General features: G+C 43.0%; 13 protein-coding genes and 1 tRNA gene. 7 read left to right on the top strand and 7 right to left on the bottom strand.

What is annotated here, in order from left to right; all coding sequences use genetic code 11:
* Window positions 1-27: 27 nt before the first annotated feature.
* Window positions 28-1,197, top strand: a complete 1,170-nt coding sequence (locus OC23_RS06155; protein WP_038343584.1) for a nucleotide sugar dehydrogenase — start codon at window positions 28-30, stop codon at window positions 1,195-1,197.
* On the top strand, window positions 1,194-2,219 hold the full coding sequence (locus OC23_RS06160) for an NAD-dependent epimerase (RefSeq protein ID WP_038343586.1): 1,026 nt from the start codon (window positions 1,194-1,196) through the stop codon (window positions 2,217-2,219). The genes OC23_RS06155 and OC23_RS06160 overlap by 4 nt, the downstream gene beginning before the upstream one ends.
* Window positions 2,220-2,302: 83 nt before the next feature.
* Here the strand turns inward: OC23_RS06160 and OC23_RS06165 are convergent, their stop codons facing one another.
* The 7 genes from OC23_RS06165 to OC23_RS06195 form a co-directional block, all read right to left on the bottom strand.
* On the bottom strand, window positions 2,303-3,058 hold the full coding sequence (locus OC23_RS06165; RefSeq protein WP_038343587.1) for a hypothetical protein: 756 nt from the start codon (window positions 3,056-3,058) through the stop codon (window positions 2,303-2,305).
* Between the two features lie 174 nt (window positions 3,059-3,232).
* On the bottom strand, window positions 3,233-4,159 hold the full coding sequence (locus OC23_RS06170) for a branched-chain amino acid transaminase (protein WP_038343588.1): 927 nt from the start codon (window positions 4,157-4,159) through the stop codon (window positions 3,233-3,235).
* A gap of 30 nt (window positions 4,160-4,189) precedes the next feature.
* Entirely contained in the window at window positions 4,190-6,961 is a 2,772-nt protein-coding gene (glnE, locus tag OC23_RS06175) for a bifunctional [glutamate--ammonia ligase]-adenylyl-L-tyrosine phosphorylase/[glutamate--ammonia-ligase] adenylyltransferase (RefSeq protein WP_081407299.1), read from the bottom strand.
* 48 nt (window positions 6,962-7,009) lie between these two features.
* A complete protein-coding gene (locus OC23_RS06180) occupies window positions 7,010-8,281 on the bottom strand; it encodes a sensor histidine kinase (protein WP_038343589.1) in 1,272 nt (423 codons plus the stop codon).
* 215 nt (window positions 8,282-8,496) lie between these two features.
* Window positions 8,497-9,210 (bottom strand): hypothetical protein, encoded by a 714-nt coding sequence (locus tag OC23_RS06185; protein ID WP_038343590.1) that lies wholly within the window; start codon window positions 9,208-9,210, stop codon window positions 8,497-8,499.
* Window positions 9,211-9,400: 190 nt separating this feature from the next.
* Window positions 9,401-10,414, bottom strand: a complete 1,014-nt coding sequence (locus OC23_RS19340; protein ID WP_052209146.1) for a hypothetical protein — start codon at window positions 10,412-10,414, stop codon at window positions 9,401-9,403.
* A 324-nt stretch (window positions 10,415-10,738) separates the two neighbouring features.
* Window positions 10,739-10,825 (bottom strand) — tRNA-Leu (locus OC23_RS06195).
* A gap of 180 nt (window positions 10,826-11,005) precedes the next feature.
* On the opposite strand from OC23_RS06195, the gene queA reads away from it, so the two are divergent.
* The 5 genes from queA to tgt all read left to right on the top strand — a co-directional run bounded on the left by queA (window position 11,006) and on the right by tgt (window position 16,361).
* Window positions 11,006-12,043 (top strand): tRNA preQ1(34) S-adenosylmethionine ribosyltransferase-isomerase QueA, encoded by a 1,038-nt coding sequence (queA, locus tag OC23_RS06200; protein WP_038343593.1) that lies wholly within the window; start codon window positions 11,006-11,008, stop codon window positions 12,041-12,043.
* 62 nt (window positions 12,044-12,105) lie between these two features.
* Complete coding sequence (locus OC23_RS06205) at window positions 12,106-13,092, top strand: hypothetical protein (RefSeq protein ID WP_038343594.1); 987 nt, start codon at window positions 12,106-12,108, stop codon at window positions 13,090-13,092.
* A gap of 104 nt (window positions 13,093-13,196) precedes the next feature.
* The gene (locus tag OC23_RS06210; protein ID WP_038343595.1) at window positions 13,197-14,225 is read left to right on the top strand and encodes a membrane protein; all 1,029 of its coding nucleotides are present in this window, start codon (window positions 13,197-13,199) and stop codon (window positions 14,223-14,225) included.
* Between the two features lie 29 nt (window positions 14,226-14,254).
* Window positions 14,255-14,824, top strand: a complete 570-nt coding sequence (locus OC23_RS06215) for a LemA family protein (RefSeq protein ID WP_009513072.1) — start codon at window positions 14,255-14,257, stop codon at window positions 14,822-14,824.
* A 406-nt stretch (window positions 14,825-15,230) separates the two neighbouring features.
* A complete protein-coding gene (gene tgt, locus OC23_RS06220; protein WP_038343597.1) occupies window positions 15,231-16,361 on the top strand; it encodes a tRNA guanosine(34) transglycosylase Tgt in 1,131 nt (376 codons plus the stop codon).
* Window positions 16,362-16,460: the final 99 nt, after the last annotated feature.

The following is a 16,460-nucleotide window of genomic DNA, read 5'->3' on the forward strand; positions in this document are numbered from 1 at the left end:
CATGTATTTCGAATCTGTTAGGTACTTATGAAAATAGCGATTGCTGGAACTGGATATGTGGGATTGTCAAATGCAATGTTATTTGCACAACACCATGAAACCATTGCACTTGATATCCTGGAGAGCAAGGTAGATCTGTTAAACAATAAGATATCACCGATTCAAGATCATGATATTTCAGTTTTTTTAAAAGAAAAAAACCTGAATTTCAGCGCAACGACAGATAAGCATCTTGCTTATCAGGATGCTGATTTTATTATCATTGCAACCCCGACCGATTACGACCCTCAAAGCAATTACTTCAATACCCAGAGTGTTGAGAGTGTGATTCAGGATGTGCTCGCGATTAATCCTGCCGCGACCATGATTGTCAAATCAACGGTGCCTGTCGGTTTTACCGAACAAGTCAAAAACAAATACCAGACTGAAAACATTATCTTTTCGCCTGAATTTTTACGTGAAGGCAAAGCCCTGCATGACAATCTCTACCCGTCCCGGATCATCGTGGGAGAACAGTCTGAACGTGCCCGGCAATTTGCAGACTTACTGGTCGAAGGTGCGATCAAGCAGGATATTCCAGTCCTGTTGACCCATTCTACCGAGGCTGAAGCCATCAAGCTGTTTGCCAACACCTATCTGGCCATGCGGGTGGCATTCTTCAATGAACTGGATACCTATGCACAAAGTTTCGGTCTGGATACCAAACAAGTGATTGACGGGGTCTGTCTCGATCCGCGTATTGGCAGTCATTATAACAATCCGTCATTTGGCTACGGCGGCTATTGCCTGCCCAAAGACACCAAACAGTTATTGGCCAACTATAACAATGTGCCAAGCAACCTGATCAAGGCGATTGTTGATGCCAACCGTACCCGCAAAGATTTTATTGCCGATTCGATTATCGCAAGAAACCCGGGTACGGTCGGTATCTATCGTCTGGTGATGAAAAGCGGATCGGACAATTACCGTGCCTCTGCCATTCAAGGGGTGATGAAACGCCTGAAGGCCAAAGGCATTGAAATCATCATTTATGAACCCACCTTTCATGAGGTCAGTTTCTTTAAGTCCAAGGTTACCCAGGATCTGAATGAATTTAAACAGTCCAGTGATGTGATTATTGCCAATCGCCTCTCCAGCGATTTGTTAGATGTACAAGATAAAGTTTATACCCGAGATATTTTTGGAGGCGATGAATGAAAGTTCTAGTCACAGGTGCTGCTGGTTTCATCGGCTTTAGTGTAGCCCAGAAACTGCTTGAACGCGGCGATGAAGTGGTTGGTTTTGATAATTTTAATGATTATTATGACCCTGCACTCAAGGAAGCACGCGTCAAACAGTTACAACTAGTGGCAGAACGATCGGATACTGGCAGCTTTACCCTGATTCGTGACAATCTCGCCAATAAGGCGGTGGTAGATCAATGCTTCCAAACGCATCAGTTTGATCGTGTCATTCATTTGGCCGCACAGGCAGGCGTGCGTTATTCACTGGAAAATCCGCATAGCTATGTCGAAAGCAACCTGATTGCCTTTACCAATATTTTAGAAGCATGTCGCCATGCGCAAACACCACATCTGACCTATGCCAGCACCAGTAGTGTCTATGGCGCCAATACCACCATGCCTTTTAGCGAACAGCATGGCGTGGATCACCCGCTACAATTCTATGCGGCCACCAAACGTGCCAATGAGCTGATGGCGCATAGCTATAGCCATTTATTCAAGCTGCCCACCACAGGACTACGTTTCTTCACTGTATATGGTCCATGGACCCGTCCGGATATGGCACTGTTCAAGTTCACCAAAAACATCTTTGAAGGCAAACCGATTCCGGTGTTTAATCACGGTAACCATACCCGTGACTTTACCTATATTGATGATATTGTCGAAGGCATTATCCGTACCAGTGACAAGATTGCGACACCGGATGAGACCTGGGATAGTCATCACCCGAACCCGTCGACCAGTAATGCCCCGTTTAGAATCTTTAACATTGGCAATAACCGTACGGTCAAGCTGATTGAATATATTCAGGCGATTGAGAAGGCAGCAGGCAAAGAAGCCATTTTAGACCTTCTTCCCCTCCAGCCTGGTGATGTGCCTGATACCTTTGCAGATAGCACGGCACTGGAACACTATGTGGACTACAAGCCCGCCACTTCAGTGGTCGATGGGGTGAAAAACTTTGTGGACTGGTACCGCCAGTACCACAATATCTAAACCGCGAACAACAAAAAATCAGGCAGATCGCCTGATTTTTTTATGGTTGACGTCCCGGGCCTTAAAAATGAAGCCGCTGGGGCTTACTGCCAGGACTCCTTAATCCAGTCCGATGGCAACACATAACGGTACCACTTACCGCCCCCGCCGCTGATCGCATCCGGTGGATTGATCTCGCCATGAAAAATAATGATTTTTGCACCTTTCGGTTTAACAGGTGGCTGGAAGTAAGCAAAAGGGACTTTTCTCAAGCAATGGTATTTATAGCTCTTGCACCAGTCTTTATCCCAATAGCTGAGCTTGCCTTCTTTATGCACAAACCAGGACAAATATTCCTGTTCATTACGGAACTTGTGGCGAATTTCATCAAAATGCTCGCGGAAGTACGGCAAGATCTCAGGAAAGGCCCCCAGTTTGAAACGGTAGACTGAGCTGTTACCGGTGATACGCCATGGTCGTTTCCAGTCATGAATCACCAGAAACTCGCCTTCAGCCTGGAAGAAGCAGTCAATATTATCCACAATCACCACATCCAGATCGAGGAACAAGGCGTTGCCCTTCAAGCCATACAGGTCCGGTTCAAAAGTCGACAGTTTGTTCCAGCCACGTTCCGGACTGCCTGCGGGTAAATCCAGCGATGGAATCGGAAAACATTGAATGGCAGGATCAATGCCTTCGGTACGATCCGTCAGGCAGACCATTTTAAATGGCAAGGTCAGATGACGTTTGACCATGTTATAAAGACGGTTAACGTACTCGGCACCATATTTGGTTCCCCATTTCATACACAAAATGACATTGTCTTCTGGAGTTGCCGAATCTTGTTGAATATCTACCATCTGCTAACCTTAAATGCTTGAGATATGCGCGCTGGCTTTATCTTAAAAATCAAAAGCGTCGAAGCATATGCACTGAATATAATGCCATCTTAGCATAGAGCTGATTATTTTTTTTAGTATTAATTCGTCAATAAAAAAGCGAAGCCGAAGCTTCGCCTTTGTACGGGTTTGCCGTTATTTGATATAGGTTAACCAGTGCGCATATTTTTCGTTACGGCCTTGAACTGCATCAAAGAAAGTCTTCTGGATTTCAGTCGTAATCGGGCCACGTGAACCACATCCGATTTCACGGTCATCGTATTCACGGATTGGGGTGACTTCTGCCGCGGTACCGGTAAAGAATGCTTCATCTGCAATGTAGAACTCATCACGGGTAATCCGGCGCTCAACCACTTCATAACCCAGGTCTTTGGCAATGGTAATCACGGTTTGACGGGTAATCCCCTCCAGTGCACCACCGGCCAGGTCAGGGGTATGCAGCACGCCATCCTTGATCAGGAAGACGTTTTCGCCCGCCCCTTGGCAAACAAAACCTTGCGGGTCAAGCAACATGGCTTCGTCATAACCTGAACGCGCCACTTCCTGATGCGCCAGAATTGATACCGTATAGTTACCACATGCCTTTGCCTTACACATGGTCACGTTTGGATGATGATGCGTAAATGAAGAAGTTTTTACACGAATACCGCGTGCCATTGCTTCTTCACCTAAATATGCACCCCAGCCCCATGCCGCCACTGCCGCATGAATGGTGTTGTCTGTCGCTGCAATGCCAAGCTTTTCAGAGCCAATCCAGATCAATGGACGCAAATAGCAAGACGCCAGTTTATTTTCACGCACCACATCAATTTGTGCCTGTTCTAATGTCGCCTGATCAAATGGAACATTCATCTGATAAATTTTTGCTGAATTTAATAAGCGCTTAGTGTGATCTTGTAAACGGAAGATTGCGGTTCCATTTGGTGTCTCATAGGCTCTGACGCCTTCAAAGACACCCATACTGTAGTGTAATGTGTGAGTCAGGACGTGAATTTTTGCATCACGCCAGTCAACCAATTTTCCATCTTGCCAAATAAAACCATCACGATCAGCCAAACTCATCGCACATACTCCATTTTCTTTTTTACACAATTATTCACTTTCCAATGCTTGCGCAGTTGGATCAATTAATCTTTGCCATAACTTGCAAACGATCTCCCGGGTATCGCGCCAATCCGCAGCATTGACTTGCATAGATTGATTTGCAAGCGCTAGACGGTGGCTCTCAGTTCGTTCACGGAGATAAGCGTGTATTAATGCTGTGGCATCTTCACTGGATAAGCAGCCTGCTTTAGCAGCATCTTCTAGAATTCTTACATTATCGGAAAAATGGGCGAGATCTGTATTCGTCCCACTCCATGCAAGCACAACATACTGTGCCATAAATTCGATATCAACGATACCACCTGAGTCCTGTTTTAAATGAAAAATACCATGTTTTTTTTGCTCAGAAGATGATCCCAAATGATCTTTCATCTTCTGACGCATTTTTAACACTTCTGTCCGGACTTCATTCTCTTCACGTGGCTGTGTCAGGATCCGGCAACGGATCTGCTCAAACTGCTGGCATAAACTTTGATCACCGGCAATCGAACGGGCACGGACTAAGGCCTGATGCTCCCATAGCCAGGCATTTTTCAGCTGATACTGTTCATAGGCTTTTAAGCTGGTCACCAGCATACCGGCCTCCCCCGAAGGACGAAGGCGGGTATCAATTTCATAAACGCGCCCATCCAGCGTTTGCGTGGTCATCAGTGACATGAACTTCTGTGCCACCCGAATGGCAAACTCGGCTCCGCTAATACTTTTACGGCCATCGGTTTCGCCCTGCTCTTCGAGGGCATGAATAAACACCAGATCCAGATCTGAGCCATAACCCAGCTCGATCCCTCCCAACTTTCCATAGGCAATCACGGCAAAGCCTTTATGATCAAGACTACAGCGCTGCCCGTCATTGCCCAGAGGATAACCATGCCGTACTGCGACAGCTTCATAAGCCAAACGCAAGGTCGCCTGTACACTGACTTCGGCAATATCGGTCAGTGCATCTGACACTTTCATCAATGGACTTTCTGCCAGCACGTCACTGGCTGCCACAGCCAGCACATTGCTCTTTTTAAATAAACGCAACACCCGCATCTGGTCTTCAACCTGATCAATCTCGATCCGGAGTAATTGCTGGCGTAACGAATCTTCAAGGTCTTGTCGTTGCGGCAGGCCAAAATCCATGGACAGGAATTCATCCAGCAGGACGGGATATTGCGCCAGTTCTTCACAAATCCACGGACTGACCGTCGCCATTTTTACCAGTCGCTGCAAGGCGCCACGACTTTCCATCAGCATCACCAGATACACGGTACGCCGCAGCACCGACTCGACCAATGGCATCAAGCGTAATAGCGCCATTTGCGGCTGATCGGACTGTAAAATGGCTTCAATCAAATGCGGCCAGAATTTCTTCAGGCGAGCCAGCGCATTGGCCGGAATCTTGCGTAGGGCCTGGCCATGCCAGAAGTTCTGGATCAGGTTTCTGGCATCATCATCTAGTACCGCATTGAGTTTTTGTTCAAGCTGGACAAAATCATCCACCGGTTCAGCAAACTCTTTTTCCTGAATCAACTGTTTAAACTGTACCTTGACCTTGTCGCGCTTCTGGTTCAACACTTGCATGAATGCAGGCCAGTCGGCAAAGCCCAAGGTATCCAGCATGCGCTGTCTCAGTTCCGGTTCGGTAGGCAAGGATTGTGTCTGCTGATCATTCAAGGCCTGAATGGCATGTTCCACCCGTCTTAAAAACAGATAGGCATCTTCCAGATCAATCACAGCCTGCTGGTCCAGCAACACGGCTTCGCCTAAATGATGTAAATTGACCAGACATTGACGGTCTTGTAGCTCACGCTTCGACCCGCCATAGATCAGCTGGAACACCTGTACAATAAATTCAATTTCACGAATGCCGCCGGCGCCGAGCTTAATATCTTCTTCGATATTACGGCGCATGACTTCACGCTCGATCATGGCCTTCATTTCACGCATGGCAGCGAAAGCAGAGTAATCAACATAACGGCGGAATACGAATGGACGCGACATGTCCAGCAGCTCTGCACCCGCTTTGCCACCCGTAATTACGCGCGCCTTAATCCAGGCATAGCGCTCCCATTCACGCCCATGCTGGCTTAAATATTTTTCCAGCCCGCTATGACTGATGGCCAGAGCCGAACCATCCCCCCACGGACGCAAGCGCATATCGACGCGGAATACAAAACCATCGGCAGTAATGTGATCGAGCAGATAAATCAGTTTTTGTCCCCACAAAATACAGAACTGCTGCACATCAATACATTTACGCCCATTGGTTTCGCCCTGTTCATCAAAGGCAAAAATCAGGTCAATATCACTGGACAGGTTCAGCTCTTGCGCGCCCAGCTTGCCCATGCCGATGACAATCAGGTCTTGCAACTGGCCGGAATAACCGATCGGCTCGCCGTGCTTGGCCAATAGGGCAGGAAGTGCAAAATCTTTGGCCGCGCAGATACAGGCATCGGCAAAATCGGACAGTTCACGCGTCAGCGTGACTACATTGGTCAGTTGATTGGCATCTTGCCAGATCCAGCGGAACATCAGCTTGGCACGTAATACCCGTAAAGCCTTCATCCATGCCTGTTCATCTTTGAGCTCTGCTACGGCCTGTTGTACTTTTTGATAAATGCTATCGGTCGATAATCCGTCAAGAAACCGGTCTGAGTTATAGTCTTGTTCTAATTCGGCCGGGTATAAATTTAAAACCTGTTCAGCATACTGGCTGGCAACCAAAGTTTTTTGTAGCTGTTGCGCATTCATATCAAAAAGCTCGACTGATGTCATTTCATCTGCTTTAGTTATATCAGTTACAAGCTTGTCATTAAAATCTCTTTAGACTAATTTCGCTCTGGTTTTTTGTTGATCTGTACATAAATCGACCTGCTCACGCTCGGTCGGTAACAATACCGTAAATACAGTCCCCTCGCCCTCAGTAGAAGTGACATTGATTTCGCCCAGATTCATTTCCACAAAGCGCTTGCACAGGCTTAACCCCAGTCCTGCCCCTTTTTCTCCGGCAGTCCCTTTATAGCTCATGGTAATGCGCGGCTGGAATAAGTTTTTGATCTGCTCCGGCGTCATGCCCAGACCGGTATCCCTGACATAAATCTCGACATAGGTACCTTTGTGCTGCGCCTGTATATAAACTTTGCCTGAGCCATCCACATCGGTAAATTTCAGGGCATTGGACACCAGATTCTGAATCACCGAAGTGATCATGTTCATATCGGCATAGACTTTCAGGTTTTCATCGACTTCATTGATCAGTTGAATATTTTTCTTGATCGCCAGGGTTTTCAAGACATCCGTCACAATATTGGTGATCTGGCGCAACTTGAAATTAATCGGATGATAGACAAAGCGTCCACCCTCAGCCATTGACCAGTTTAGCAAGCTTTCCAGCAGGTTATAAGTCGACTGCGAAGTCTCATAAAGATAATCGGCAATATTCTGAATGCTCGATTCATCCAGCGTGTCACGCTCTTTGGCCAGTATTTCCGAGAAGCCAAGTAACCCGTGAAAAGGTGCCCGCAAGTCATGCGAAATAATGGAGAAAAATTTGGTTTTACTAAAATTCAGTGCGGCTTCTTGCTCGTATAGTTCTTTGAGTTCGTCGTGGTTGAATTTCAGTTCAAGCTGTTGCATGAAGTTGGCACAATGCTCTTGCAGCAATTGTTTTTGTAATTCGTTAAAGCCTTGTGCAGTTTCATCCAGCAGGATGATATAACCGAGTGAAGTCTGGTCTGGATGCCTGAGGTGTAAGGCAATGGCTGACTGGATTTTCTTTTTAATCGGATGGAGAAAAGCCAGCAGGGTCTGATATTGTGGATGATCACAATCAACCAGATCGCCATTGACGAAAAGTGTATTTAAACTTTTGCTAATTTTTGCAGTGTCAATTGCCCTTAATTTTTCAGGGCAACGATGCCACAGGTAAGGTTCCTGATGAAAAGCCAGCAAGGCCGTACTGGCTTGCAACAGTTTACGGTTAAACTGTAAAAATTGCTCAAGCAGGTTCTGCTCTGAGTTCAGTCCCAAAGAAAGAGAGATTTTACAAGCGCTTAGCTTCTCGGCTTGCTGTAGTTCTAATAATTGAATCGCCATTCCCGCCTCTCGAATATTATCGTTATACGGTTCTTTACGTTTTATAGAAAAAATGTGAAAACTATCACTTAGTATTAACAAACTTTAACAGAAAAGGCAATTGTTGATTTAATCAATTCGCAACAAAACGTGAAATTTCATTAAATTTTAACTTAGATAACTTGACACGTTTAATAGCCTTCTTCAATCCTTCTAAAAACTTAGGCACTCAATAACTAAAAGTCTAGGTCTAATTGTTCATTTGGTTTTATCTTTTCAAGCTCCAAAAATTTCTTAGCAAACTTTGGGGCAAGTAAAGACCGGACAATTAATATTGATAAGATAAAAGCAGGAAGGAAATACAACAAAGTTCTTTCTATGAAAGTCACTTTAGGAATTGTATAACCCAATATCTCATTGACTTTAAAAATTTCTACAATCAAGAAAGGACTCATCATACCAATGTTCAAAGTGAAATATACGAAAAAAGCAGCACGTTCCATCCATTTAATTTTTGAGTCCGAGTAGCCAGCTTTTATTCTAAATCTACCATTTTCTCTTGTTAAAAAAGAATTTCCTCTTTTATAAAGTCGGATCGCCCTCTCTTTCTCTTTACATGTCAAAATATATGACAGAACATCTAAATTGCTGTTCTTAAAGTTAAGAAATCTTCCTAGCTTTAATACATTGATATGGTGTTGAATCCCATCCTTATATTCACTAAGTGTTGAATCATTAAGGAAAGCAGTTTTCTCTGCTAATTCTCTATCAAATTTATTTTTATAATGCTCTGAATAATCTTTAATACTTGAAATAAACCCTGACTTTCCCGTAAAGTACAACCCTATAAATACGAGAATAAGAATAAGAACAATCCATATAAAAAATATGTTTGTTCCATCTTCAATTAATTTTGCTATAAGAGTATTAATATCAACATTTACAGCCATTATTTTTCACCTATAAATTTCATTATCTGATTGTTCAGCTTCATTCTTATCATTTCCCTTATCCCCCCAAAAATATTAAACATAAAATATATAGCCTTTAGGCATTACCTCTAAAAGAGTTGTATGACAAACAAGAAGTTCAATATAAGTTTATTCACACCTTTTCATAGAATCTCTTTTAATATTTAAATTACTGATCGGATTCACTTTTAGCTTTATCTACATTGCTACTAGATAAATCTTTTACAGATTTCAAAAACTCTGTATTAGCCTTAATATTCTCATGTATTAAGTTTTCACCGCCAGTATAACTATTATGATGTATACCATTACCAAAATATTTATAGGCAAGATCAAAGCGCAGTTTTTCTTTCATCTCATCTGGCATTCCTTCCATATAGCGTGGCAGTGCATCAAGTTCCTTTGCTGTTCGATAAGCCTCATCAGCCAAGCGACGATTCATAAATGAACGCTTCAATAGAAAGGCTGCTAAAGTAGTAGAAAGAATAAGTAGTGATATTTTCTGAATATAAAATGTCGGTGTATGATTGCCATGAAACTGTTCAGCAAATTTAAACTTAAAATTTGATGTATCAATTTCGACATACCACCCAAAGAAGTATAAAAATAAAAATGCTAACACCATATAAAATGAAATTTCATATCTTCGCGCTATTTTTTTAAAGCTCTCTGAATCATCTTCAAATATTTCATTTATTTTCTTATTCTTTAGATCATCACTTAAAATTTTGCTTTGGCTAATAGTCGCCTCTAAATCTTTCTTTTGCTCATTTAAATCATTTATTATACCCTTAGCACTTTCCTCATATTCTTTTAATTTTTTAATTTTATTTATATTACCTAAAATACTTTGTAGTGAATAAGCCAATTGTGTTATAGGTATTAAGTGTCCTATGAACTCCTTTTCATCTTCCCATTGAAAATTCCATTCAGTAATTTCCCTTTTAATTGATATAACTTGCGCCCAAGCTGCCAGATGTGATTCATCATCTAATTCATCTAAATTTTCTAATATTTTTTTGCTATTTTCTAAGTATCTACTGATCCTATCTAAATAATCTTTAGATCCAAAATTTTTTTCTATTTCTTTTTTTATATCTTTTCTATCTAAAAAAATATTAAAAACTTGAATAGCTTTATTATGATCATTTAATAATTCATTTTTATTATCAATACCACCCACCTCAACCCCCTTCAAAAAACAAATTATTATAAAATTTTAACGTCATTATAATATCGAAGCTACTCTTCTAAGTACAGAGTAAAGTTTACTCTCCCCACAGCAAAATCTGTGATCAGGCGTAGAAACCTGAAAATATTTTTCACATGACATGAAAAACCAATCTATATCTTGCACAAAATAAAATTTATAATTTATCCAAATAATACAAATATTTAATCAAATATCATTTTTCATAATTTTAATTTTTTTAGCAATCTATTTATAATAATATTTTTCCATTAAAAAACCCCAAGCCTTTAATACCAGCTTGGGGTCTTTGAATCTTGGTCCCGAGGGTCGGACTCGAACCGACACGTCATCTCTGACAGCGGATTTTGAGTCCGCCGCGTCTACCAATTTCACCACCTCGGGAAGAGTGCGATGCTTTGTGTTGCGTATAATAACCTGTTTGATTTTATTGTCAAACACTAACTTACGCTTATTGCTCACTTTTAAATCACTCAGATATTTTTCTCTCAATAAACACACGAACTCAGCGAGAAAATGCAAAAAAGACTATACTACGCCCAATTTTTGCAATGTTTTAGATGTATGCAACTCTCCGACTTTTCGTTTGATCTTCCCGATGAACTTATTGCTCGCTATCCCTTAGACAGTCGTAGTGCGTCTCGCTTGCTGCATATCGATGCCCAAGGTCAGTACCATGACCATGTATTTACCGATATTCTCGACCTGCTCGATGAAGGTGATTTGCTGGTGCTGAATGACACCAAGGTGATGAAAGCACGCTTAAAAGGCAAACGTGCCACAGGCGGTGCCATCGAAGTGCTGGTGGAACGCATGCTGGATACTCACACTGCCCATTGCCATATCAAATCAAGCAATTCACCCAAAGCAGGCGCAGAACTGTATATCGGTGAAGATGCGGTTCCTGTCACTGTACAAGGCCGTCATGAAAACCTGTTTGTGGTGAAATTTTCACAACCGATTTTGTCGGTACTGGATCAATACGGCCAGCTTCCGATTCCGCCTTATTTCAACCGTGAAGCCGAAGAGATTGATACCGAGCGTTATCAGACCGTGTTCCACGACCCTGCAAAAATTGCCAGTGTTGCTGCGCCAACAGCCAGTCTGCATTTCGATCAAGACCTGTTAGAAAAACTAGAAGCAAAAGGCGTACAGAAAGCCTTTGTGACCTTGCATGTCGGTGCAGGAACCTTTATGCCGGTACGGACTACAGACATTACCAATCACATCATGCACAGTGAATGGTGTGATGTGCCGCAAGCCACCATTGACCTGATTCTGGCAACCAAGGCACGCGGTAATAAGGTGATTGCGGTAGGCACTACGGCGACCCGTGCGCTGGAAAGCGCAGCACAGGCCAACCAAGGCCAAATTGCAGCGTGGACTGGAGATACCCAGATCTTTATCTATCCGGGTTATCAGTTCTGTATCGTGGACCGTTTGATTACTAACTTCCATTTACCAGAATCGACCTTATTGATGCTGGTTTCAGCATTGTCGAATCGTGACAATATTCTGACCGCTTATAAACATGCGGTGCAACAACGTTATCGTTTCTTTAGTTATGGCGATGCCATGCTGATTGATAAACTCGACGCTTAAAACAATCAATAGGCTAAATTCAGGTTTAGCCTATTTTTTTCAGAATAATGATTTAAAAAACCATGCCATTTATTTCTAAAAAAATTCAAAAAACCTTTCAAAATCAATTTATGCATAATCAGGTGACCTTAGAAAATATTGAGGCCATTCGCCAGTTGCTTGAAGAACGCCCCACACCCGACACGCTTATTCACCGCTTAAAACACTGGCACGGCGAGCAAAACCTGTATATCAAGAATTACCTGAACTGGGCGCTGACCACATTCAGCCTGATTTTTTTATTGGCTGGCCTTTTGTTCTCAGGCTACTACCTGATTGTTTCTGTGGTTCTGTTTGCTGTTGGCCTGCGTTACCGGATTCCGACCATTGAGCTGGAAAACTTAAAACAGGAACTCAGGCTTTATCTGCTGGAACAGACCTATCAGGTTCGGTTTGATCATGAAAATACGCCATTAACTCATGTATTACAGGATCAGCCCTTATTTCAACTCGGCGATAAAGATAATACCGTTACAACCTTGCTTACTGGGAAAATGGTCTTTAAACAGAAAACCTATGATTATTCAGTAATTAAATATCACTATACCTATTTAACCCGAACAACCGATGATCAGGGAAGAGAGGTTTGGGAAACCACGCATTGTGATTTGTGGGGGGTGCTGATGGAGAATTTTCCCTATAAAGGCGTGAGTATTTCAGCCGCACATAAAAGCCGTTGTCATCTTGGTATCGAATGGCAGTCCAGTGATATCCGTTTTAACCAGAATTACCAGCAAAGTGGTGTCAGTGAATTTGAGTTTGTGAAATTTTTAACCCCAGAGCGCTTACTGGCACTTGAGCAGATGATGCAGGCCTTTCATGGCGATTTTTATGTCGATCCGCACACTGGCCTGATGTGCTGGTTATTGAATGAATCGCCTTTGGCTGAAAATAATTATTTGTTTCAGGCCATGAGCATCAATGAACTGGCTGAAAAGCTGGAACAGTTGCAAATGCCAAAACTTCAGCGTTTACAAGATGCGTACTCCAGTCTACTCAAGACCCTCTAATTGCATTTATAACGGTGAAAATAACCGACAAGGTACTTCTGAGTTTCTGAAATTTAACGCATAATTCAGTTTATACCCAGCAATTATAATGACATAAAAGCGCCATGCCGATCGATACCGTACAACAGGCCCTCCATATCCGACGTAAAAAAAATGCGCAGGTATTTCGTAACATTGCCCGTTTGTGGGAGGCTGGACAAAAATCACACAGCGATCAGGACTTGTTAGATGCCCTGCATCCATGGCGTGAAGATCATAATCTGTGTTTTTTTAATGCCCTGCCCTATTTACTGGGCATCATCAGCATCGGCACGCTGGTGTTTGGCTATTTTCTGCATCCGCATATTCAATATATCTGGAGCCTGCTCGGGGCATTTCTAAGCGGTTTTCTGGCCTATCTGCTGTATGAACCGCGAGAACCGCTCACCCGTGTAATCGATTATCTTGAACAACGCATGACGGTTTTGCGTTATGACCTGCATTTTCAGCAATTGCCTGCTTATTTACCGATTCAGGCACAACCGCTATTGGTGATGAGTAAGTTAAAACAACATTTCCCCTTGTTTAACCGTGGCAGTGAATCCAACCAAATCACCCAATACGCCTCCACAACATGGAATGATGGTGATACCACGCATCAGGTGCTGCTTTTTCAATATCATTACGTCAATGAAATGCCTATCTTGCAAGATCAGGGCAACGATAAGAAAATCGTCAAAGAGATCCATAAAGATTTATGGGGCGCCTTTATTTTTCAGATGCCGGCTTTGGGGATTGCGGTCAGTAATCAGCGTTCCCGTTTTTTTGAACCCTATAGCAGTGCATGGCAAAGCAGTGATATTTTAATTAATCAGGAACTGAATATTTTTGGTCTGGATCAGCATCAGTTGGCCAAGCAGGTCAGTCCGAGCCTAACCTTAAAATTACATGATTTTTTTCAACATTTTAACGGTGATTTAATTTATCATCATCAAGAGCAAATCCTGTGTTATGTAGGCGAACAAAATCTTTTCCAAACCGCCAGTAAACGCAGTGAAATACATGATATTCCGGCATTACGCGGACACTTGCGCACCATGACCATGCCGCAGTATCAGAAGTTTCAGCAACTCATGCTGAATTTAATTAGCTAATCATTCGCAATAACAATAAGGGGCAAGCGATGACAGGTTTACTCATTTTCTTGGGGATTTTTGTGGTGCTGATAGTCTGGGGCGTGTCGATCCGCAACAACATCGTACGCTATTTTAATGCCACCAAACGGGCATGGTCAGAAGTGGCCAATTTTGAACGTCAGAAAGTCAAGACACTAGAAGCCCTGGAAGCAACGCTGGATCAATATACCCAGTTTGAAAAATCGACCTTGGAAAAAGTCACTGAATTGCGTCAGCAGATTCTGAATCTGAATGTCAATGACACGGATATTTCGCAGTTACAACAGATTGAGAAAATGAGCAAAGAGCTGATCCGTAGCTTGAATGTGGTGGTCGAAAATTATCCTGAACTGAAAGCGGATGCGCTGTATAGCAAGATGATGGATGATATTCAGGAGCAAAACGAAAACGTCGGTGCGGCGATTACCATTTTTAACCGTAACGTGGAACTGTTTAATAACCAGATCGAAGTATTTCCCAATAACCTGATCAATACCCTGACCTTATCCAAGAAAAGCATTCGTCCGTTTAAGGATAATCTGGCCACTGAAAATTTTGACTATAAACCGAATTTTTAGTGCGGTAGTTAAACATATTAGCGTCTTATAGTTATCTCACTCATTTCAGTAAAAACCTTCGGTTGGAGTTACTTTTGTTTTGGCAAAAGTAACCAAAACCCTTGCACAGCTTTAATCGCTGTTCATAGACTGACGGTACATCCCTGCTACCGCAGTCTAACGCGGCGGCATCCATGCCGCCATCTCGATAGCAAATTTCCTCACAAATGTCGCATTACAAAATGCAAAAACCTTATTCACGTAAATCAGTATTTGCTCATCAACATTCGAGCAAATATCACTAAAAACTTATCAAACTAAATCTATTTTATCTCTCGCTACATTTAGTAGTAGAACTGGACGCCATAATCAAGGAAAATAGCCGCTTTTGATCAGCGAACTGTTTTTTCGCCTTGATGGATAGTGTATGAAATTTGAAAAATTAGGCCAGTCGGGGCGCGCCCGTCGTGGTCGACTCACCCTAGAACATGGTGTGGTTGAAACACCTGTATTTATGCCGGTCGGTACTTACGGCACGGTCAAAGGCATGTTGCCGCGCGATATTGAAGACATTCAGGCACAAATTATCCTGGGTAATACCTTCCATCTTTATTTACGCCCGGGTCTGGAAGTGATTAAAGAGCACGGCGGTCTGCATGAGTTTATCAAATGGGATAAACCGATTTTGACAGATTCGGGCGGTTTCCAGGTCTTTAGTCTGGGTGCAATGCGCAAGATCAAGGAAGAAGGTGTCACCTTCCGTTCGCCGATCGATGGTTCAAAAGTGTTCCTGTCTCCAGAAATTTCGATGGAGATCCAGCATGTACTCAACTCAGACATCGTGATGATTTTTGATGAGTGTACCCCTTACCCTGCAACCCATGAAGAAGCACAAAAATCATTGCAGCTTTCTTTACGCTGGGCAAAACGTTGTAAAACCCATCACCATGATCAGCTCAAGAATAAAAATGCCTTATTCGGCATCATTCAGGGGGGCATGTACGAAGACCTGCGTGACGAGTCACTAAAAGGCTTGTTAGAGGTCGGTTTTGATGGTTATGCCATTGGTGGCTTGTCGGTCGGTGAACCGAAAGAGGAAATGATCAAGGTACTTGATTATTTACCAAACAAAATGCCACAGGACAAACCACGTTACCTGATGGGTGTGGGTAAACCGGAAGATATCGTGGAAGCGGTGCGCCGTGGTGTCGATATGTTTGACTGCGTGATGCCAACCCGTAACGCACGTAATGGTCATTATTTTGTGACTGATGGTCTGGTCAGAATCCGCAACAGCAAATATCGTCACGACAAAGGGCCGTTAGACCCGCATTGTGACTGTTACACTTGTAAAAACTTTACCCGTGCCTATCTCTATCATTTAGAGAAGTGCGGTGAGATGCTGGCTTCAATGCTGGGCACCATCCATAACTTGCGTTACTACCAGCGCCTGACCCAAGGCATGCGTGATGCGCTGGATAACGGCACATTTGACGAATACGTTCAGGACTTTTATGCACGTCGTGGACTAGAAGTTCCGCCTTGCCCAGAAGACTGATGTCCAGTCAGTGCATCAGGATTTGCGCCTGACCGCAAGACAAGGTACATTGCAAAACGAATTGGAATTTATTGTTAATTTTTTGGCTTTTTAATTTTA

It is taken from the genome of Acinetobacter sp. A47, from assembly GCF_000805455.1.
Lineage (GTDB): Bacteria > Pseudomonadota > Gammaproteobacteria > Pseudomonadales > Moraxellaceae > Acinetobacter.

What these genes read in the sequence shown, in the direction of transcription:
- OC23_RS06155 (WP_038343584.1), top strand. Translation starts at nt 28, where the DNA reads ATGAAAATAGCGATTGCTGGAACTGGATATGTGGGATTGTCAAATGCA.
- OC23_RS06160 (WP_038343586.1), top strand. Translation starts at nt 1,194, where the DNA reads ATGAAAGTTCTAGTCACAGGTGCTGCTGGTTTCATCGGCTTTAGTGTA.
- OC23_RS06165 (WP_038343587.1), bottom strand. Translation starts at nt 3,058, where the DNA reads ATGGTAGATATTCAACAAGATTCGGCAACTCCAGAAGACAATGTCATT.
- OC23_RS06170 (WP_038343588.1), bottom strand. Translation starts at nt 4,159, where the DNA reads ATGAGTTTGGCTGATCGTGATGGTTTTATTTGGCAAGATGGAAAATTG.
- glnE (WP_081407299.1), bottom strand. Translation starts at nt 6,961, where the DNA reads ATGACATCAGTCGAGCTTTTTGATATGAATGCGCAACAGCTACAAAAA.
- OC23_RS06180 (WP_038343589.1), bottom strand. Translation starts at nt 8,281, where the DNA reads ATGGCGATTCAATTATTAGAACTACAGCAAGCCGAGAAGCTAAGCGCT.
- OC23_RS06185 (WP_038343590.1), bottom strand. Translation starts at nt 9,210, where the DNA reads ATGGCTGTAAATGTTGATATTAATACTCTTATAGCAAAATTAATTGAA.
- queA (WP_038343593.1), top strand. Translation starts at nt 11,006, where the DNA reads ATGCAACTCTCCGACTTTTCGTTTGATCTTCCCGATGAACTTATTGCT.
- OC23_RS06205 (WP_038343594.1), top strand. Translation starts at nt 12,106, where the DNA reads ATGCCATTTATTTCTAAAAAAATTCAAAAAACCTTTCAAAATCAATTT.
- OC23_RS06210 (WP_038343595.1), top strand. Translation starts at nt 13,197, where the DNA reads ATGCCGATCGATACCGTACAACAGGCCCTCCATATCCGACGTAAAAAA.
- OC23_RS06215 (WP_009513072.1), top strand. Translation starts at nt 14,255, where the DNA reads ATGACAGGTTTACTCATTTTCTTGGGGATTTTTGTGGTGCTGATAGTC.
- tgt (WP_038343597.1), top strand. Translation starts at nt 15,231, where the DNA reads ATGAAATTTGAAAAATTAGGCCAGTCGGGGCGCGCCCGTCGTGGTCGA.